The sequence below is a fragment of the Paenibacillus sp. VMFN-D1 genome (assembly GCF_003386155.1).
GTDB classification, from domain to species: domain Bacteria; phylum Bacillota; class Bacilli; order Paenibacillales; family Paenibacillaceae; genus Paenibacillus_AQ; species Paenibacillus_AQ favisporus.
Genome location: NZ_QRDU01000001.1, coordinates 736,525 through 756,388 on the forward strand (window position 1 = coordinate 736,525; position 19,864 = coordinate 756,388).

At 54.6% G+C, this 19,864-nt stretch carries 18 protein-coding genes; 14 read left to right on the forward strand and 4 right to left on the reverse strand.

The window, feature by feature from the left end:
- The first annotated feature begins 395 nt into the window (after window positions 1-395).
- The 7 genes from C7820_RS03540 (at window position 396) to C7820_RS03570 (ending at window position 8,123) form a co-directional block, all read left to right on the forward strand.
- A complete protein-coding gene (locus C7820_RS03540) occupies window positions 396-1,337 on the forward strand; it encodes an ArsR/SmtB family transcription factor (protein ID WP_116229773.1) in 942 nt (313 codons plus the stop codon).
- A 298-nt stretch (window positions 1,338-1,635) separates the two neighbouring features.
- Complete coding sequence (locus C7820_RS03545; RefSeq protein WP_116229774.1) at window positions 1,636-2,991, forward strand: ABC transporter substrate-binding protein; 1,356 nt, start codon at window positions 1,636-1,638, stop codon at window positions 2,989-2,991.
- A gap of 82 nt (window positions 2,992-3,073) precedes the next feature.
- Window positions 3,074-3,955: a carbohydrate ABC transporter permease gene (locus C7820_RS03550; RefSeq protein ID WP_076171002.1), complete on the forward strand. Its 882-nt coding sequence runs from the start codon at window positions 3,074-3,076 to the stop codon at window positions 3,953-3,955.
- A gap of 3 nt (window positions 3,956-3,958) precedes the next feature.
- Window positions 3,959-4,765, forward strand: a complete 807-nt coding sequence (locus tag C7820_RS03555) for a carbohydrate ABC transporter permease (protein WP_076171004.1) — start codon at window positions 3,959-3,961, stop codon at window positions 4,763-4,765.
- Window positions 4,762-5,781, forward strand: a complete 1,020-nt coding sequence (locus C7820_RS03560) for a hypothetical protein (RefSeq protein WP_116229775.1) — start codon at window positions 4,762-4,764, stop codon at window positions 5,779-5,781. The genes C7820_RS03555 and C7820_RS03560 overlap by 4 nt, the downstream gene beginning before the upstream one ends.
- A 29-nt stretch (window positions 5,782-5,810) precedes the next feature.
- Window positions 5,811-7,562, forward strand: coding sequence for a glycoside hydrolase family 2 protein (locus tag C7820_RS03565; RefSeq protein ID WP_036715222.1), 1,752 nt, complete (start codon window positions 5,811-5,813; stop codon window positions 7,560-7,562).
- A 246-nt stretch (window positions 7,563-7,808) separates the two neighbouring features.
- Entirely contained in the window at window positions 7,809-8,123 is a 315-nt protein-coding gene (locus tag C7820_RS03570; RefSeq protein ID WP_036715223.1) for a hypothetical protein, read from the forward strand.
- A 107-nt stretch (window positions 8,124-8,230) separates the two neighbouring features.
- Here C7820_RS03570 and C7820_RS03575 read toward each other — a convergent pair whose 3' ends face one another.
- Complete coding sequence (locus C7820_RS03575; RefSeq protein WP_116229776.1) at window positions 8,231-8,875, reverse strand: cysteine hydrolase family protein; 645 nt, start codon at window positions 8,873-8,875, stop codon at window positions 8,231-8,233.
- 209 nt (window positions 8,876-9,084) lie between these two features.
- Between C7820_RS03575 and C7820_RS03580 the strand changes: the two genes are divergently transcribed.
- A complete protein-coding gene (locus C7820_RS03580) occupies window positions 9,085-10,053 on the forward strand; it encodes a LysR family transcriptional regulator (RefSeq protein WP_116229777.1) in 969 nt (322 codons plus the stop codon).
- Between the two features lie 105 nt (window positions 10,054-10,158).
- On the opposite strand, the gene C7820_RS03585 is transcribed toward C7820_RS03580, so the two are convergent.
- Window positions 10,159-10,416 carry a hypothetical protein gene (locus C7820_RS03585; protein WP_036715226.1) on the reverse strand — a complete coding sequence of 86 codons (258 nt, stop codon included), beginning with the start codon at window positions 10,414-10,416 and terminating at the stop codon, window positions 10,159-10,161.
- A gap of 82 nt (window positions 10,417-10,498) precedes the next feature.
- Window positions 10,499-11,893, reverse strand: a complete 1,395-nt coding sequence (locus C7820_RS03590) for an amidase (protein ID WP_116229778.1) — start codon at window positions 11,891-11,893, stop codon at window positions 10,499-10,501.
- Between the two features lie 376 nt (window positions 11,894-12,269).
- Between C7820_RS03590 and C7820_RS03595 the strand changes: the two genes are divergently transcribed.
- The 6 genes from C7820_RS03595 to C7820_RS03620 are packed head-to-tail and all read left to right on the forward strand — an operon-like array spanning window position 12,270 to window position 18,762.
- A complete protein-coding gene (locus C7820_RS03595; protein ID WP_116229779.1) occupies window positions 12,270-13,247 on the forward strand; it encodes an ABC transporter ATP-binding protein in 978 nt (325 codons plus the stop codon).
- A gap of 30 nt (window positions 13,248-13,277) precedes the next feature.
- Complete coding sequence (locus tag C7820_RS03600; RefSeq protein ID WP_116229780.1) at window positions 13,278-14,897, forward strand: ABC transporter substrate-binding protein; 1,620 nt, start codon at window positions 13,278-13,280, stop codon at window positions 14,895-14,897.
- Window positions 14,898-14,915: 18 nt separating this feature from the next.
- A complete protein-coding gene (locus C7820_RS03605) occupies window positions 14,916-15,860 on the forward strand; it encodes an ABC transporter permease (protein WP_116229781.1) in 945 nt (314 codons plus the stop codon).
- 14 nt (window positions 15,861-15,874) lie between these two features.
- Window positions 15,875-16,774 (forward strand): ABC transporter permease, encoded by a 900-nt coding sequence (locus C7820_RS03610; protein WP_116229782.1) that lies wholly within the window; start codon window positions 15,875-15,877, stop codon window positions 16,772-16,774.
- Between the two features lie 13 nt (window positions 16,775-16,787).
- The gene (locus tag C7820_RS03615) at window positions 16,788-17,780 is read left to right on the forward strand and encodes an ABC transporter ATP-binding protein (RefSeq protein ID WP_116229783.1); all 993 of its coding nucleotides are present in this window, start codon (window positions 16,788-16,790) and stop codon (window positions 17,778-17,780) included.
- A gap of 16 nt (window positions 17,781-17,796) precedes the next feature.
- Window positions 17,797-18,762: a carbon-nitrogen hydrolase family protein gene (locus C7820_RS03620; protein ID WP_116229784.1), complete on the forward strand. Its 966-nt coding sequence runs from the start codon at window positions 17,797-17,799 to the stop codon at window positions 18,760-18,762.
- A gap of 141 nt (window positions 18,763-18,903) precedes the next feature.
- Here the strand turns inward: C7820_RS03620 and C7820_RS03625 are convergent, their stop codons facing one another.
- Window positions 18,904-19,842 (reverse strand): aldo/keto reductase, encoded by a 939-nt coding sequence (locus C7820_RS03625; RefSeq protein ID WP_116229785.1) that lies wholly within the window; start codon window positions 19,840-19,842, stop codon window positions 18,904-18,906.
- Window positions 19,843-19,864: the final 22 nt, after the last annotated feature.

The following is a 19,864-nucleotide window of genomic DNA, read 5'->3' on the forward strand; positions in this document are numbered from 1 at the left end:
CGTATCCGGGTAGCCGTAAGCCGTGCATAAACATATCGATGCCGTGCATAATCACGCCTTTTCCATATTCAGGATATGACGGCGTATTCCAGAATAGAATCTGGTAAACCGTTTTCGATCTACCAATTTGGATTTTTTGGATTCAGTGATTGTATACGTCAATTCCATGAAGGAAACAGTCACAGTTAAGCCAATTTGTATCATCCTTACGATGGGGACAGCGCCTTCTAAAAGAAAAAAATTTCCGGATCGAAGGCTCCACTCTCTATCAGGAAACGGGAATCCCGGCTTTCCCTATTTCTTGTTTTCTTGCGAAGATCTTGCTTCTGCTGTCCCAAACAAGGTAAACTCAAACTTAGGCATAAAAAGAGCTGGAACAAGAAGGAAGGATTAGCATGTTGGATCTGAATGTGAATGAGCCGGATCAGCTGGTTCAGGTTGCCCATGCATTGTCCACCCGGGCGAGGGTGGATATGCTGAAACTGCTCTACACACGGAGCATGAATATCATCGAAATTTCGGAAGCACTCAAGCTGCCGGTGTCGACAGTGGCGAACAACGTCAAAATTTTGGAGGCTGCCAAGCTGCTGACGACAGAGCTTCTGCCCGCGGCCCGGGGGGCGATGAAGGTATGCACCCGCAGTTATGATGACATCCATATCAGTCTCAACCCGGCGATCCAATCGACCAAGGAAAATTACGGCGTGTATGAGGTCGAAATTCCGATCGGATTGTACAGCGATTGCGAAGTATACCCGACCTGCGGCATGGCGAGCGGCACCGAAATGATCATCCGGGAAGACGAGCCGGCAAGCTTCTACCATCCGAAGCATATCGATGCGCAGATCATCTGGTTCCGCAAAGGTTACTTGGAGTACATTTTGCCGCTGGAGCTTCCGCAAAACGTCAAAATCAAGTCGCTTGAGCTGTCGATGGAAATCTGCTCGGAGGCGCCCAACTTCGATAACGATTGGCCCTCGGACATATCGGTCTGGGTGAACGGGCTTGAGATCGGGATGTGGACGAGTCCGGGGGATTTCGGGGACCGCCGCGGCAGGCTGAACCCCTCCTGGTGGCTCGATTGGACGACGCAGTACGGCCTCTTGAAAACGTGGCGGGTCGATGAGGACCGAACGACGCTGGATATGAAAAAGGTATCCGATGTGGGCATCAACGATCTTCAGCTGGAAGGGCGTCCGAATTTGCGTCTGCGGATCGGCGTGGATCCCAATGCGGTCCATAAAGGCGGGGTGAACATCTTCGGGCGGCAGTTCGGCGATTATGAGCAGGACATCAAGATGCGTATTCAATATGTTCCCCTCTCGGAGGAGGCGTAAAACCATTGTTACAACAAGTTTGTAACAATGGTTTTTTTGTTTCTGTCACGGGGATTGTGGATTTTTATGGGAAAAGAGCGTGGTTAAGGCAATTTCTTCTTGCTGATAAAGCGATGAAGCTAATTCGATATGCACGAGAATAAAAACATCTCAAAATTTTTATTACAAAAAAATGAAATGAATGCGTTGACAAAATAGGAGTTTAGCCGTAATATAGCCCCATAAGAACAATAAAGTTGTAATAAAACAATAACGTTGTTCTTTAGAACGACTACGGTGACGAAAATGGGGGGTACGTATGAGAAGAAAATTCAGCTTCATGTGGATCACATTACTGTCTCTGACCTTATTGCTCAGCGCCTGCGGTAGCGGCGGCAGCGGTAGCAGTGGCGGGGCGGACAGTGCAGGCGGAGACGCGTCCGGCGGTACTGGTGAAAGCGCTTCGACGGATACGGGCGGCGGCAGCGGCGAGAAAGTGAATCTTTCGTTCTGGACGCTGTTTGACGGCGGAGACGGTGATAACATGCAGGCGATGGTAGACCAGTTCAATAAAGAGCATCCCGATATTCAGGTGAAAAATACGAAGCTCGTCTGGGGCGAGTATTATACGAAGCTGATCACAGCGGTTGGCGCAGGCAACGGTCCGGATGTGGGCATCTCCCATATTTCCCGTCTTCCCGACCTGATCAATCAGGGAGTTGCCACCGAGCTGGACGATTCGGCAAAGGATGCCAACATCGACTGGAGCACGTTTAACCAGAACATTCTGGAAGCTTCCGTTTACGATGACAAGCATTATGCGGTTCCGATCGATACACATCCGTTTATTATGTACTACAATAAAAAGCTGCTTAAAGACGCAGGGCTGCTCGGCGAAGACGGCAAGCCGGTTCTGGAGCAATCGGGCGAGGGATTCATCAAGTTTCTGACAACGCTGAAAGAGAAGCTTCCGAAAGGCAAATATCCGTTCGCGCTCTCGAGCTCCAACGACGATCCGTTCCGTTTCTGGTGGGCACTTTATTCGCAGCAGGGCGGCAATGACGTCGTATCCGACGATTTGAAATCAGCCGACATCGACAAAGAAAAAGCTGTAAAAGCCGCGGATTATATTAAGGACTTATACCATAAGTACAATTTCATCAAGCTGAACGACCCGGATTTCTATAAAACGTTCCAGAGCGGGAATGCGGCGATCATGATGACCGGCGTGTGGGCGACCGGAACGTGGGAGAAAACGAAAGGGCTGGAATTCGGGGCTATGCCGATCCCTAAAGTATTCGATCAGGAAGCGACATGGGGCGATTCGCATACGATCATTCTGCCGGCAACGAGCAATGAAGATCCGGAGAAGCGCAAAGCTGCACTGATTTTCGCCAACTGGATCGCCGACCACGGAGAAATCTGGGCGAAAGCGGGCCATATCCCTTCGAAGCCGGCCGTATTCGAGAAGCCGGAATTCAAAGAGATGCCGTACCGGAGCGATTATGTCTCGGTGGCAAGCACCGTTAAATTCAACAAGCATTCCGACAAGAACTGGCAGATCCGCGATAACGCGCTCTTTAAATATTTGAACGAGGTTTGGTCCAACAAGATGTCGAGCTCGGATGCCGTTGACAAAATGCAGACCGAGATCGGTAAAGTTTTAAGCGAGTAACCATGAGGGGTATGATCCATCAGACAGGTTTGGGGCGCTGGCTCCAAGCCTGCCTGAGCGATGCGGGAGAGGAAGGTGAGTCATGAAGAAGCTTCGGATCGACTTGCAGGCACTGATTTTTTTACTGCCCTTTCTGATTGTGTATGTGTTGTTTACGATCTGGCCGATGATTAAGGGCGCGCAGATGAGCTTTTATAAATGGACCCTGATCCGGAAGATGAAATATGTCGGGTGGGACAATTTCCAGCGCATGTTTCATGACGACCAGTTCTGGGCTGCGGTATGGCATTCTACGATTTTCGTCTTTCTGACGACGCCGACCATGATCGTGCTGGCCATCGCGCTGGCACTTATCGCGAACCGGAAATCCAAGCTGCAGAAGCTGTACCGCAGTGCGTTTTTTCTGCCGAGCATTCTTTCGGTTTCGGTGGCATCGTATTTGGGGTTGTTTATGTTCCAGCCCTATACCGGCTTCATTAACGGGATTCTGCATGGACTCGGCATCCTGGCGGAAGGGAAAGAGATCTTCTGGCTCACTGAACCGTCTCTGGCCTGGATTGCGGTCGCCGCTCTGACGCTGTGGTGGACGGTGGGGTTCAACTTTATTTTGTATCTGTCCGCCATGCAGGAAATTCCGGACGAAATTTATGAGGCGGCATCGCTGGACGGCGCGGCCAAAGGGCAGATGTTCTGGCGGATCACGCTGCCGATGATGAATTCGATCACACGGATGATTCTGATGCTGCAAATTATCGCTTCCTATAAAGTGTTCATGCAAATTTACATCATTACGGGCGGCGGACCGCTGGATTCGACAAGGCCGATCATCCAGTACATTTATCAGAGCGGTTTCAAAAAAAATGACCTGGGTTACGCGGCGACGATGTCCTATATGCTGTTTGCGATTTTGCTCGTATTGTCGATTATCCAGTATGTCGTTAACAACCGGAAGGAGGCGGCTTAAAGCATGAAATGGGTATACCGGATTGTTTCTGTCATCGCGGCGTGCGTGTTTCTGATTCCGCTGGTCTGGATGCTGGTCGTATCGATCAAGCAGGAAGGGATGAAGGTCTCCGGTTTGTTCGACTGGTTTACGCCGCCATATTCTTTCGCGGTGTACGGACAAATTATCAGCGGCACCAAGCTGATGCAGTGGGTGTGGAACAGCTTCTTCGTCGCTGGCGTCGTCACGGTTCTGACCGTTCTAGTTGCGGCTATGGCGGCTTATGCATTGTCCAAAATTCCTTTTCGGTTTAAAGCGATCATGTTCTTTTTCATTTTGGCGGGTCTTCTCGTTCCCGGCGAAGCGACCATCATTCCGCTGTATCAGGTCGCCAAGGACATGCATTTGCTGAATTCGTACCAGGGGCTGATCGTCACAGCGTTGGCTTCGCCGATGGCGGTAATCGTTCTTAAAGGATTTTTTGACGGCATCCCGAACGACCTTATTGAGAGCGTGCAGATGGATGGAGGCGGCGTGTGGAAAATATTCGCGGTGATCATGCTGCCGCTGACCCGGCCGGCGCTCGCGTCGATGGCGATTCTGACCTTTATCGGCTCGTGGAACAATTTTCTTTGGCCATTCCTGTCGCTGACAAACGACAAGCTGTTTACGCTGCCGATGGGAATTCCGACCTTGATGAGCCAGTACTCGGAGGATTACGTGAAGCCGATGGTTGTGAACACGCTGTCTTCCATTCCGATCATTATTCTGTTTGTGATCTTTGAACGGCAAATTATCAAGGGGATCAGCCTGTCGGGGATTAAAGGGTGAGCAGCGCGGCCGTGGCCGGGATTGAGCCGAAGCGGCGCGAGCGCGCCATCGATTTGTTCAAAGGACTGCTGATCGTCGGGATGGTGTACTGCCACACGCTGCAATTTTTCAGCGATCCGGTCGTGTACCCATCCATCAGCCGCTGGATCGATTTCTTCAACCTCATCACCTTCTCGGGGTTTGTGTTCAGCTTCGGGTATGTATCGCAGCTTGCTTATTATTCCAAGCCGTTTCGCAGCGCTTGCCCGCGGATGCTGGTCGCCGCGCTGAAAACCCTGCTTGCCTTTTATGTATCCGGTACGGCGTTCAGGGTGTTCCATGACGGAGCGCCGCTCCAATGGGACACGATTCGGCCGATCATGCTGCTGAAGGATATTCCGGGCTGGTCCGAGTTCCTGGTGTCGTTTACGTATTTAATGGTCCTCGGCTTGGTGCTGTTCGTTCCGCTGCGCTGGCTTTCCGGGCGAAAGTGGCTTGGTTTTCTGGCGGCCGGCCTGCTCCTTGCAGGGACGCTGTTTCCTTATGGAGCGGTCCATGTTCCCCAGCTTGGGTTATTGGTCGGCACGAGAGATTTCGCCTCGTTTCCGCCTGTTCAATATTTTCCGTATTACCTGCTTGGGATCTTGTTCGCCAAATACCGGATTCGCTTCGACTGGCTCGTTCTCGCCGGATCGGTGCTTGCAACCGGACTGTTTGCGGCAAATTGGCGGTATGCCGGGGAGCTTCCTTCGCGGTTTCCGCCTTCATTGTTCTGGATTATCGGAGCTGCCTTCATATTAAATGGTTATTATTTGCTGGCCAGGGTATTGGAACGCATACCGTACGCGTTTGGCTTTCTGGAGTCGATGGGGCGGAACGTGCTTCTGTATCTGGTGCTCAGCAATTTGCTGATTTTTACGGTAAAAAGCAGCCGGCCGGATCTTCTCGTCGGAAGCGGCGGCGGCTTGCTGTACGCGGCAGGATGGCTCGCCGTATGCGGATTTTGCAGCTGGATCGTTACCAAGCGTACGCGCTAAATGTGATTACTTCAAAGGAGTAGAGAGAAATGACAGAGATGCTGCGCGGCGAATATCCTCGCCCACAATTGGTTAGAGCGGATTGGCTCAACCTTAACGGAGTATGGAATTTTGAATTTGATGACGAAGCGGCCGGCGAGAGGGAAAAATGGTACGAGCATCCTTCCTTCTCGCGGACCATCCAGGTTCCGTTTTGCTATCAGAGCAAGCTGAGCGGAATCGGAGATCCTTCGTTCCATGATATCGTGTGGTACCATCGGAACTTTACGGTGCCGACAGCGTACCTAGGCAAGCGGCTGATTCTGCATTTCGGTGCCGTGGACTATGAATGCAAAGTATGGGTGAACGGCAGGCTCGCGGCTATTCACGAAGGCGGTCATACGCCGTTTGACGCGGATATTACGGACCTGCTTCAGGGTGTGGACAACTCGATCGTGGTCAAAGCCGTCGATTACAGCCGGGACGCGGCGCTTCCGCGGGGCAAGCAGTACTGGGAGGAACAATCCGCCGGGATCTTCTATACGAGAACGACGGGAATTTGGCAGACGGTATGGATCGAACCTGTGCATGACCTCCATATCCGGAGAATTCGGCTGACGCCGGATATCGATACGAATGAAGTGTCCCTTCAGACTTTCGTTCAGGGCTGGGACACACGGGCCAAGCTTCAATTAAAGTCGGTTATTTCTTTCGCGGGGCAAGTCGTTTCCGAAGATATCTTTTCGGTGACGGGGAAAGACGAGATGCGCCGCATCCGCCTGCACGATTTTAACGATCATGGCTTGGGGCGCTGGTGGTCGCCTGAACGTCCGAATTTGTATGACTTGGAGCTGACGCTCCTGGTTGACGGAGAAGCGGTGGATACCGTCGCCAGTTACTTCGGCATGCGGAAAATTTCGATTGAGGACGGCGTCGTGCTGCTCAATAACCGTCCTTATTATATGAAAATGGTGCTGGACCAGGGGTATTTTCCGGACGGCCTGCTGACCGCTCCTTCCGATGAAGCGCTGAAAAAAGACATTGAGCTGACGAAGGAAATGGGATTCAACGGCGCCCGAAAGCATCAGAAGATCGAAGACCCCCGTTACCTGTACTGGGCGGACCGTTTGGGCCTGCTTGTCTGGGGAGAAATGGCCAACGCGTTCCGGTTCACGGAAACCTATGCCGGGCAGATCACCCGGGAATGGCTGCAGGCGGTGGAGCGGGATTATAATCATCCTTGCATCGTGGCCTGGGTTCCGCTCAATGAAAGCTGGGGCGTAACGAATATATTGGTGAGTCCTGCCGAGCAGCAGCATGCGCTGGCGCTGTATCACATGACCAAATCGCTGGACATGTCACGTCCGGTTATCTCTAATGACGGGTGGGAACTGGTGAAGACCGACCTGGTTACCATTCATGATTACGAATGGCGCAAAGAAGTGCTGGCAGACCGCTATTCGACCGTGGAGCAGGCGCTTCAGGCAAAACCGGGCAACCGCTGGATTCTGGTGCCGGGGTATCCTTATGAAGGACAGCCGCTGCTGCTTACCGAATTCGGCGGAATCTCATTCCAGAAGGGGAACCAGGAAGGATGGGGTTACTCCGGAGCGTCGAATGAGGAAGATTTCGAACGGCGCCTGGCCGACGTGGTTCAGGGCGCTCTCGCTTCGCCCGTGCTTCAAGGCTTCTGCTATACGCAGCTGACGGACGTCGAACAGGAAATTAACGGTTTGCTGACGTACGACCGGCAGCCAAAGATTCCGCTGGAGAAGATCCGTGAGATTGTGCAGGGACGTTGATACAGCTTTTAAAATAGAGTGGCTAATATGTAAATAAAGAGTGAAGAGGGCCCCGTTTCGGGGCTTTCTTTTTTTGTAAATGGTGGCATCGCCTAGTTAATCGGTATAAAGACTGTTATAATACAAAAGACAAAGATATGATTGATCAGGATAAAGTGGGCCCTTTCTTTGTTTAGAACCATCGCGTGACCAATGGAACCCGAGTCCGAATAAAACCATGGTGATACAGGAAAAGGGGAATGAGAAATGGAAATGAAGCTGATTTTTACAAACAAAGGCAAAAATGCCATCGGAAACTTCGAAAACGATGAGCTGATCGAAGTGTTCACGAGGTACAGTAAGACATTGATGAAAAAGTACGATCTTGTCGTGTCGGTTCCCTCTGAAGATAACCGTGACATTACGGCCGACGGTACCATCAATGTGCAACTGAACGACGTCAAATGCGATGTTCAAACGTTCTTCAAGGAACTGGCCAGAGATGTGAAGGTTCCGTTAAAGAAACGGCTGGACGCCGGCGAGACGCTGGATGGCGTGTTTAAGGCGGAACTGGTCAAATAAGGCACTAGAATAATCGTTAATGAAGAAAAGGGAGCCGGCGGGCTCCCTTTTTTTTGATGATCGAGCGGAACCACATAAATAACAATTTAGCCTTTTAGAGCGGAAATTCATCCGTTCACGACTGCAGCACCGACTGTTAATTCCGACCAGACGGCCTTCACGTCTCCGGCTTTCATCACTTTCCCGAAGTACTGCGCAATGTTCGACAAGGTCATTTCGTGGGCCTCGGCAGAGGAACCAGCGCAGGCGTCCTCGACGAGCGTCACGTTATAGTCGAGCATGAATGCGTCCCTGGCAGTCGACTCCACGCAGACGTTTGTGAGGACGCCGGTCAGGACAACAGATTTGCACCCCAGAGAGCGCAGCATCAAATCGAGGTTGGTGCCGATAAATGCGCTGTACCGATGCTTTTCTACCACATAATCGCCCTCCTTGGGCTCCAGCCCGTACAGCTCCGTGCCCCAACTTCCCTTCTCGACGATCCGAAGCGGGTTGCCGTTGGCCGTATGCTGAAGCTCCCATGCCTGGGAGGTAGTGCCCGCATCCAGCGTCATTTGAACGAAGATGACCGGCACCCCGCTTGCCCTTGCTTGACCGGTAAGGTCATGGATGGGCCGCACACAAGCCTGGAACGCCGGGATATCAACGATTCCCGCGCGGCCGCAGGCTCCGTTTTCGTGGCAAAAATCGTTTTGCATGTCGATAATGATCAGGGCGGTATCCTCCGGATGAAGCCATGCATGGGTACTCAAATGAAATCCCTCCAAAATAAATATTGTTGTGTTTATGTCAAATAATATAACATAAAAACCCCGATTACAGGATATCGCACTTTTTTATACCCTGAATGACAAGAAATATGATATAAATAGGATAATATATGTTATTTAATCTTACACTAACGTGAATTCCTCCGACCTGATGATCGGTCAAACCAATTTTTGTGGAAGGTGGGGATGGAATGGATCTGGAAGGTCTGCATTCATTTGCAACGATCGCCAAAGAGAAGAGCATTTCCAAGGCTGCCCAGACGCTGCATGTCACCCAGCCGACGCTGAGCGCGAGAATACGCAAGCTGGAGGAGGGGATGGGCGTCAAGTTGCTGGACCGGGGGTGGGACGGAGTGAAGCTGACGCAGGAAGGGCATTATTTTCTGTATTATGCGATCCAAATGGTAAGCCAGTTCAACAATGCCTCTGCGATGCTGAACAAAGCAGACCTGCTGAAGTTCGATCGTTCCCTTGCCGAAGTGACCCGCATGGACCGGATGGTGATCGGCGTCGACACCGGACTGTCCGGCAGGTTCGTGTACCCTCTGGTTGCCGAATTGCAGCGCATTCGCCCCGATCTGAAGTGTAAGTATGTTTCCCGTTCGTCCATGCTGCTCATTGATCTGATCGAGTACGGGGTCATTGATATCGGGCTGTTTTATGATGTGAAGGAATGCCGTCATTTGCAGCCAGTGCATCTTCTGGACGACGAATGGGTGCTGCTGTGTTCGGAAGAAGCCTATCGGGGCGTGATCCGCAAGGATGATGACCTTATCAACGTGCTCAAGCATGACATGTTCGTGCTGTTCGAAAATCCGATCGCCACCTACGTGAATGTATGGGAGGTGCTGTCCAAACTGTTTGGGTCCACGCCAGACAAGTTCCAAATCGTGGACAGCAGTGATATGATGCTGGGGGTCGTAGCCAACGGCCAGGGATACACGTTCGTACCCAAATGCTACGTCCCTGAGTTGTACCTGGAGGCCTATCCCATCCGAATGATCCCTTTTGGTTCCATGCTGCCGGCTCTGCCGGTATACATGGCATACTCGGAAACCGCCCAGCTCGACGTGCCGATCGGCGAATTGCAGCGCAGGCTGCTTGCCAGATACAAGCCGGGCGCAGGGCACACCGCCGCTTCCGGCGGTTTGAATGGATAAGGAGACAAATACAAGATAGGAGCACCCTCCTGGATGAAATGAGCCGGGAGGGTGCTTTTTTGCCTGTGCGGATTCAAACGAAGAAGTCGATCGGGCACGGATTCATCATGATGCGGGTGCAGCGGGTGCAGTTGTCATGCCGTTTCTAAACATCGGCTGGATGACGGGCTCGATGCCCTCGACATCGATGTCATACAAAGTTCCCAGAAGAGAAAGGAGCGGAATGGCGGCAGACGCTGCCGCTTCTATACGCTCTTTGGCCATCGGGATGCCGATGATCGCTGCCTGCAGTGCCTCGGCGGTGCTTTCTTCCGCATCCCTTTCTTGCCGGGTAGTGGCTGTTAGCTTGTATTCGTTATCCATGGTATTCCTCCTCTGGTATGGTATGTAGCGGGCTGGTTCGTCTGTCCACTGATCAGGTGATGTGCGGAAACCGGTTTTTCGATTAGTCCAGCTCCGGATGACGGAAATGCCAATCGGTGCTTTGTTCATACGCATGGCCGATGCCGATGAGCTCCGCTTCGGCAAACGGTTTGCCGATGAGCTGCATGCTGATCGGCATCCCTGCAGCTGAAAAGCCGCAGGGCATGGCGAGGCTCGGCAGGCCGGTTACGTTCGTCGGCATGGTCAGTTCAGCGAAGCGCATGCTGATTTCGACGTCGTGGATGCCGGGCGCAGTTGCCGGGAGGGTCGGGGTAAGCAGGACGTCGGCTGCAGATAGCGCCTGCATATACTCCTGCTGCAGGAGCCGGCGCGCCCGCTGTGCCTGCAAATAGTGGACGGCCGGGATCAGGCGGGCGCCTTCGATCATTCCCCGGACATCCGGTCCGTACTGCTCCGGCTGTTCCCGGTACCACTTCTCGTGAATGGAGGCGACTTCGCCCATGCAAATGCCGTTGCCGATCGCGTTGACACGGCTTAGCAGCGGGATTTCCACTTCAATGACATTCGCTCCAAGCAGCTTGAACTGCCCCATGGCTGCCTGGAGGGCGGCCTCCACCTCCGGATCAATGCCGTCGTAGTAAAAGGACGAGGGAATCCCGATGGTGATGCCGTACAGATCGCCGCGCAGCATGCCGGTGAAATTCGGGACCGATACGTCGGCCGACGTATCGTCCAGCGGGTCATACCCCGCCATAGCCTGAAGGCAGATGGCGGCGTCTTGGGTCGAGCGGGTCAGCGGGCCGGCGTGGTCCAGCGACCACGACAGCGGAAATATGCCATGGCGGCTGACCCTGCCGTATGTCGGCTTCAGGCCGACGATGCCGCAGGCTGCTGCGGGAATGCGGACTGATCCGCCGGTGTCCGTGCCTGTGCCCATGTAGGCAAGTCCGGCCGCTACGGCCGATCCCGAGCCACCGCTTGAGCCGCCCGGCGATTTCTCCAGGTTCCACGGATTGCGGCAGGGAGCGAAATGAGGGCTGTTCGTCAGCGTCCCGGCAGCAAACTCATGGGTCTGCACTTTGCCGAGCAGGACCGCGCCTGCTTCTCCCAGCTTACGGACGACGGTGGCATCCGTATCCGGCACGAATGTTTCGAGAATTTTGGAGCCGACAGCCGTCCGGATTCCCTGGGTATTGTAAATATCTTTGTGGGCGATAGGAATTCCGTGAAGCGGACCTCTGTACTCTCCTTTCATGATTTCAACTTCGGCCGCTTTGGCCTGGGCGAGCGCGAGATCGGCCGTAACCGTTACGTACGCATTCAGCCGGGGATTGAGCGTTTCAATCCGTTCGAGAAGCATCTGCGTAATTTCGACGGGTGAAATGCGGCGGCTGCGGATCCGTTCCGATAAGCCGGCGATCGTATCATACAGCAGCTCCTGATGCAGGGTGGTCATAGATAACATCTCCTTTGCTAAGAAAGATTGTGGATGAGTGCTCTACCTCTCGAATGACTTGAACAAATGGATTCTTTAAGGACATCCCCCCATAGTTGATTTACCTTCAAGCTGTGTCATTTCTATGGGAGAAAAATGCTCCTTGAACGCAAAAATCCAATCGTTTTTTGTATATATGGAGGTAATTGTTAAGAAACATAACATATTTTCGCTGAAAAGGGGCTGAAACAAGGTATAGAATGTTTCGATATCCTAACATTACAGAATTTATGTTAGTATTTATCACACAAACAGCATTCCTGGCATGCTGCAAAAAAGCCGATTGATCATAGGCCGGGGAGATCCATTTTTCAGAAGCTGTGAAGGAGGGAATATGATGTCAAATCTTTTGGAAATCGACAGCCTTGTCACCTCATTTTCGACCAAGAAAGGGATGGTGGATGCCGTCAGGGGAGTCACCCTGCGGGTCAAAAAAGGCAAGACGACGGTTATTCTCGGGGAATCGGGTTCGGGGAAGAGCGTTATGCTCCGTTCCATTCTGCGGCTGACGCAGCGCGGTTCGAATGTTGCCGGCAGCGTCCGGCTCGAAGGGGAAGACTTGCTGGGCAAATCGCCGAAAGAAATGGTGGCGATTCGCGGGAACCGGGTGGCGATGATATTCCAGGACGCCCTCTCGGCGCTCGACCCGCTGTACCGGGTCGGCGACCAGCTGAAGGAAACGATCAGGGCGCACCATAAAGTGGGGAGAAGGGAAGCGAAGGACAGGGTCATCGAGCTGTTCCGTAAGGTCGGCATTCCTTCGCCGGAAGAAAGGGTGCGCGCCTACCCCCATGAGATGAGCGGCGGCATGCGGCAGAGGGCGGTCATAGCGATGGCGCTCGGCTGCCGTCCCGATCTGCTTCTCGCCGATGAACCGACCACCGCTCTGGACGTTACCATTCAGGCGCAAATCCTTCGGCTGTTCAAGGAGCTTCAGGCCGAGTTCGGGATGTCGATCGTGCTGGTCACCCATGATATCGGCGTGGCCGCCGAAATGGCCGACGAGGTCGCCGTCATGTATGCCGGCAAAATCGTCGAGTATGGATCGGCGGAGGAGGTTCTGACCAGACCGATGCATCCCTACACGGCCGGGCTGATTGCGGCGACGCCTCAGAGCAAGCAAACGGGAAGGCTGTCCACCATCCCCGGACAGCCGCCGCTCATTACGGAAATGCCGCCGGGATGCGCTTTTGCACAGCGCTGTCCTAATGCCGAGAGCCGGTGCACGGAGAGTGTCCCGGATTACGTAAGGGCGGGACGATCGCAGCAGGCGGCCTGCTTCCAGCTTGCCGGCCGGGAAAGATACGCCCAATAAAAATAATGGAACCCTGTGGAGGTGCCGGAGATGAAACCATACTCAAGCTTGAAAAAAACGTACGCCATCACTCTACTGCTGCTTATCCTGTGCCTCTCAATGGTTCTTAGCGGGTGCGGCAGAGGCGGAGCGGCCGCCGAAGGCTCGGCGGCGAAAGGGACCTTGGTGATTGCCATGTCCGCCGCGAACATCCCGGTACCGGACACGATGCCGACCGAAGGCTATGAAGGGATGCGCTTTGTCGGCTATCAGCTGTACGATGCTCTGGTGAAATGGGATTTGACGCAGGGCGACAAGCCGGCCGAACTCACGGGCGGCCTGGCCGAATCATGGGAACATTCGAACAGCGATCCGACCGAGTGGACCTTTCATCTGCGCCAAGGGGTTAAGTTCCATGACGGAACGCCGTTTAATGCGGATTCCGTCATCTTTGCCCTCGACCGTCTGCTGAAACCGGATTCCCCGTATTACGATGCAAAAATTGCCGGTTCCACCGGCAGCTCGCTTCGTTTTATCGCGAAGTACGCCAAGGCTGACGAAAACACGGTTCGAATCTATACCAACGGACCATACAGCTTTCTGCTGTACGACTTGGCCAGCATCCTGATACCAAGCCCGGAAGCGGTCAAGAAGTACGGCGGGGATTATGCGAATCATCCTACCGGAACAGGGCCCTTCAAATTCGTGAGCATGAAGCAGGGGCAGGAATTGGTTATGGATAAGAACGACAAGTACTGGGGCACGGTCCCGAAACTGGATCGGGTGGTGCTCCGGCCGATCAGTGATCCGTCCGCCCGGCTCGCGGCAATTCAGTCCGGGGAGGTCAACTGGGCCGAGATTCCGCCTACCGAATCGATTGAGCAGCTGAAAAGCATGGGATTCCAGGTGCTGACCAATACGTACCCGCACATTTGGCCGTATGTCCTGAACACGGCCGATGGCCCGTGGAAAGACAAAAAGGTGCGGCAGGCGGCGAATTACGCCCTCGACCGAGAGGGCATGAGCGCCGACTTGCTGGGCGGCGCCTCCATCCCGGCGACGCAGCTCATGTACAAAGGGCATGCTTGGTACAGTTCCGATGCGGAGCCGTATGCCTATGACCCGGACAAAGCCAAGAAGCTGCTGGCGGAAGCGGGTTATCCCAATGGTTTCTCAACCACCTTCCTGGTCCCGACAAGCGGATCCGGCAACATGTGGCCGGTGCAGATGAACGAATACGTTCAGAAGGACCTGAAGGCTGTGGGGATCGACGTGAAAATCGAATCTATCGAGTGGCAGTCGCTGCTGACCCAGTATCTTCAAGGGTTCCCCAAAGACAAGGAAGTGGGCGCAATAAATATTTCCCTTCCGACCATTGCCCCGAACTCCTTCCCGAACTTCTTCTCGTCGGCGGCTCTGTTTCCGAAAGGCTTGAATATCGGCGGATACTCCAATCCGGAGCTGGATCGGATATTGAACGAGACGCAGACCAGCTTCGACGCCGGTAAGCGGGATGCGCTGCTGAAGCAGGCCTCGGCGATCATTGCGGAGGACGCCCCTTGGATCTTCGTCGTCCATGACCTGAACTTGAGGGTGCTCGCTCCGGATATTCACGGCTTCGTTCAGCCTCAGTCCTGGTTTGCGGATCTGACGGGCATCTCCATCGAGTAAAAAAGGGGGGTTACGCGCATGGTTGCTTTTATCAGTAAACGTCTGCTTCTGTTCATTCCCACGCTGTTTGGCGTATCCGTCATCGTGTTTCTGATGCTCCAAATGGTCCCCGGCGATCCCGTCAACACGATCGTTCCTGCGGATGCGACCGAGGAAGAGCGGATGCGGGTAACACGCGAGCTTGGGCTCGACAAGCCGATTTATGTGCAGTTCATCTTTTGGCTAATCCATATGTTCCAAGGGGATATGGGGACATCTATCATCAAGCGGCTGCCGGTCAGCGAACTGCTGCTCCCGGCTGTAGGAAATACGCTGCTGCTGGCGGCGGCTTCAGCCGTCTTATCGTTCGGCCTCGGCCTGGCCATTGGCGTTTACAGCGCATACCGTCCCAAATCGTGGGCGGCTGCCCTGTTCAACTTGCTGGGACTCGCGGGAATCGGCATGCCGAATTTCTGGGCCGCGCTGATTCTGATCGGGATATTCTCCGTCAGTCTCGGCTGGCTCCCTTCCTCCGGGATGCAGAGTATCGGGGGTGGAGGGCTGCTGGATACCTTCAGACACCTGATCCTCCCGACGATTGCGGCTTCCCTGACGACGCTTGGCGTTATGACCCGGATGGTGCGCAGTACGATCGCGGGTTTGCTCCAGCAGGACTTCGTGTTCGCGCTGCAGGCCAAAGGTGCGCCGGCAGGCAAAGTGCTGCGCCATGTGCTCAAGAACGGCATGCCGACCATTTTGACGGTGGCCGGGCTCCAATTCGGCTATTTGATCGGCGGCTCCGTCCTCGTGGAAACGGTCTTTGCCTGGCCCGGCATCGGCCAGTTGATCTACCAGGCGATCGGGCAGCGGGACTTTCCCATCGTGCAATCGGGCGTTCTTGTGGTAGCTGTCGCTTTTGTTCTCATCAATCTGGCAGTCGACTCACTGCATGCGGTTCTTGATCCAAGAGTAAGGCATTCTTGAAAGGAGTGGGCAGCATGGCTACCAATGTTCAATCCATTGTTCCCGATGCGGCTTCGGCCGCAAGTTTGCCAAAACAGCCCTCACAGGCTGCCGAACGATGGCGGGCGTTCTGCAGGCGGAGAGCGGCGCTGGTCGCACTGGTCATTCTCGCCGCGATCGTCCTCGCCTGCATCGCCGCCCCGTGGCTGTCCCCGTATGATCCTTACGCGGGTAACGTCAAAGAGAGGCTTCTCCCTGTCGGGTCGGCGGGACACCTTCTTGGCACGGATGAACAAGGCCGGGATTTGCTTACCCGGATCTTGTACGGGGGACGGCTGAGCCTGCTGTCAGGCATCGTCCCGGTCATGATCGCCGTTATCCTAGGTGGCGGGCTTGGAATCATCGCCGGATATTTTAAAGGTATCGTCAATACGCTCATCATGCGCACGCTGGATATTTTGTTCTCGTTCCCGGCGATTCTGCTGGCCATCGGCATCTCCGCTTCGCTCGGTCCGGGCATCAGCAACATCATGATCTCGGCGACAATCGTCTTCATTCCGCCGATTGCCCGCATTGCCGAAACGGCCGTGAAGGAGGTGAAGAAGGAGGAGTATATCGAAGCCGCGCTGTCCAGCGGGGCCGGAACGGGGCTCATCATCCGTTTTCATGTCGTAAACAACATTTTTTCTCGACTGTTTGTCTACAGCACGACCCAGATCGGCATCTGCCTCATGCTCGCGTCCGGTCTGAGCTTTCTGGGACTCGGCGTATCGCCGCCGACGCCGGAGTGGGGATTTATGCTGAACAATTTGAAGCAAGTCATATTTATTGACCCCATCGTTACGATCGTCCCGGGCATCTTTATATTCGTCACATCGCTTGTGCTTAACATCGTATCCGACGCCTTGTCGGATGTACTGGACAGCAAAGGTTAAGGAGGGATAACGGATGGAGCACATTCTTGAAGTGACCAATGTCAGCAAGACCTTTCCCCTGCGGGGAATATTCGGAAAGAGCAAGGGAGGGGTGTCCGCCGTCAACGGGGTATCCTTCACGCTGAAATCCAAGGGTACGCTCGGCATCGTCGGCGAGTCCGGATGCGGCAAGTCTACTTTGGCCCGGCTGATCATGAGACTGATTGAGCCTGACCAAGGGCAGGTCCGATACAAGAACGAGGATTTGCTGAAGCTCGGCGGTTCCGATTTGAAGAAAATGAGGAAACGGATTCAAATGGTGTTTCAAAATCCTTATTCTTCGCTGAATCCGAAGCTGACCATTCTGGACAATGTGGCGTTCCCGCTGTGGGCCAATGGAACCGGGCGGGCTGCGGCCAGTACGCAGGCATACCGTTATTTGGATGCGGTAGGCTTGCCCAAATCCTATGCCGCGAAGTATCCGCATCATTTAAGCGGCGGGCAGAGGCAGCGCGTGGCCATTGCCAGGGCGCTCGTGCTCGAACCGGACATCGTCATTGCCGACGAGGCGGTGTCGGCTCTGGACAAATCGGTGCAGGCCCAGGTGCTCAACCTGTTTCAAGATCTCAAAAAGGAGTTCGACCTGTCGCTGATCTTTATTTCCCACGATCTGCACGTGGTGGAATATATGAGCGACGATGTCATGGTGATGTATTTGGGCGGCGTCGTGGAGAAGGGGCCGAAGGAAGAAGTTTTCGCGAATCCACGGCATCCTTACACGCAGGCGCTGCTAAAGTCGGTGCCCTCGGTGGACCTGGCCGTTCGCAAGGCGCCGGAAACCGTGCTGCTGAAGGGTGACCTCCCGAGTCCGCTGAATCCGCCGTCCGGCTGCCGCTTCCGGACGCGGTGCATGTTCGCCGAAGCGCGCTGCGCACAGAATGTGCCAGCTCTCGTTGAGGTAGGTGAGGGTCATCACACGGCGTGCTTGCTGGTACACGAAGGAATGGCGGCCGTTCAAAATTTGTAGAAGGGTGTGTGAATATATGATGACAAATCCAAAGTTCGGCTCTAGCGAGGTTCAGGATATCGTTACGGTAGCTGCGATAAATTTTCATCCCACATGGGGGGATAAGGCGGATAATTTGAAGCGCATCAAAGGCTATGTGCGGACGGCGGCGAAGCAGGGCGCGGATTTGATATTATTCCCGGAAACCGCGCTAACCGGCTACGGTGTCAAGGATGACGACCCTGAAATGCAGAGGCAGAATGCCGAAACGGTGCCCGGTGAATCGACGCTGGCCCTTGCTGATCTGTCCAAGGAGTACGGTGTGTATGTCGTGCTTGGGATGCCGGAGCGGGATGCGGCGAACCCGGATATCATCTACAATTCCGCGGCGGTGATCGGTCCGGAAGGCGTAATCGGCGCCTACCGCAAAATCCATCCGGCGGCCAAGGAGTCACTATGGGCGACAAAGGGCAGCGAGCCGCTCATGTTCGACACGCCATGGGGACCGGTGGGGGTCGGCATCTGTTACGATTCCTACTGCTTCCCTGAACTGGTCCGGCATTATACCGCGCTCGGTTCGCGGATATATTTGAATCTGACGGCGATCCACAATGTGGAGGGATGGCAGGACCTGTATTACACGACGCTCAAATCGAGATCGCTGGAGAACGGCACGTTTATCGTCAGCTCGAACCTTGTCGGCCAGGATTACGATTCGTATTTTCCCGGTGGCAGCATGATCGTCGGTCCTGCAAGCCACATCGGCTCGGAATACAAGGGGGCGCCGGTCGAGGATAAGGAGGCGGTCGTGCTGGCGACCCTCGATTTGAGCCAGGCGGGAGGCCGGCTCCCGTTGTTTGAGCACAATCCGCTGACCGGTGTACCGGACTGGAGGCCTGACATATATCTGCACATGCTGAGCGGCATCACCCGGAACGGCAAGTGGGCCGGCAGCTCGGAAAATAAGCTGCTCCCTAAGCCGTCGGCCGCCGTCATCGTGTAAACTCGTCTGCCGATAACGAACAAAAGCCGCCCTCTGCCTGGTCTGTTGGACTAGGGAGAAGGCGGCTTGTTGTTATGCTTGACATCCTCGGCGTCGGAACGACTAGAGGTCAGGGAATGCAGCTTACCGCTGCTGTATAGCTTAGCGTTCGTCCGAGGTCAGGTCCAGCCAGTCGAGCTCCGCGCGGCTCAGCTGAATCCGGGAGCCCTCGTCGCAGGAACGCAGTTCTTCTGCCGACTGGGCGCCAATCAGGGCGCAGGTCGGGAACGGCTGGTTCAGCACGTATGCGAGGGCGATTTGGATGGCGGTCACGCCGCGCTCCTCGCCGAGCTGCTTCGCACGCTCCAGGCGCTCCCAGTTGGCGTCGCTGTAGAACACGCGGACCAGGTCGGCGTTGTCGCGGACTTCCGGCGTAAACCGGCCGGTAAAGAAGCCTCTTGCCTGGGAAGACCAGGAGAAGAGCGGAAACTGCTCGGCTTCATGCCAGGCGCAGGTTTCGGCATCGGCCGAGACGCAGCCTTTCCAGAACGGCTCGTTCGGTTTGGCAAGGCTGAGGTTCGGGCTGCTGAAGGTAAAGCCGGTCAAGCCTTTCTCGGCCGCGTAATCGTTGGCTTCCTTGATCCGCTGCCACGTCCAGTTGGAACAGCCGATGGCGCCGACGGTACCTGACTTGACATATTCGTTCAAAATTTCGATCACTTCGCCGGCAGGCACGTTCGGATCGTCCCGGTGCAGCGCGTACAGATCGATAAAATCGGTCTGCAGCCGCTTCAGGCTGGTCGTAATATCGTGCCGGATGGCTTCCTTGTTGACGCGCGGACCGTTCTGGTCGTGATGGGCGCCCTTGGTCAGGATGACGATCTGATCCCGGTTGCCGCGCTCCTTCATGTAACGGCCCAGCACTTCTTCGCTTTCGCCGCCGCAGTAGATGTGGGCGGAGTCGACGGAATTGCCGCCGATGGCCAGATACGCGTCCATGTTGGCAGCGGCTTTATCGTACGAATTGTGGAAAAAGTAGTCCGTGCCTTTCATCAAACGGGAAACCTTTTTATCCAGACCTTTGACGGAAATGTATTCCATGGATAATACCCTCCTAAGCTAT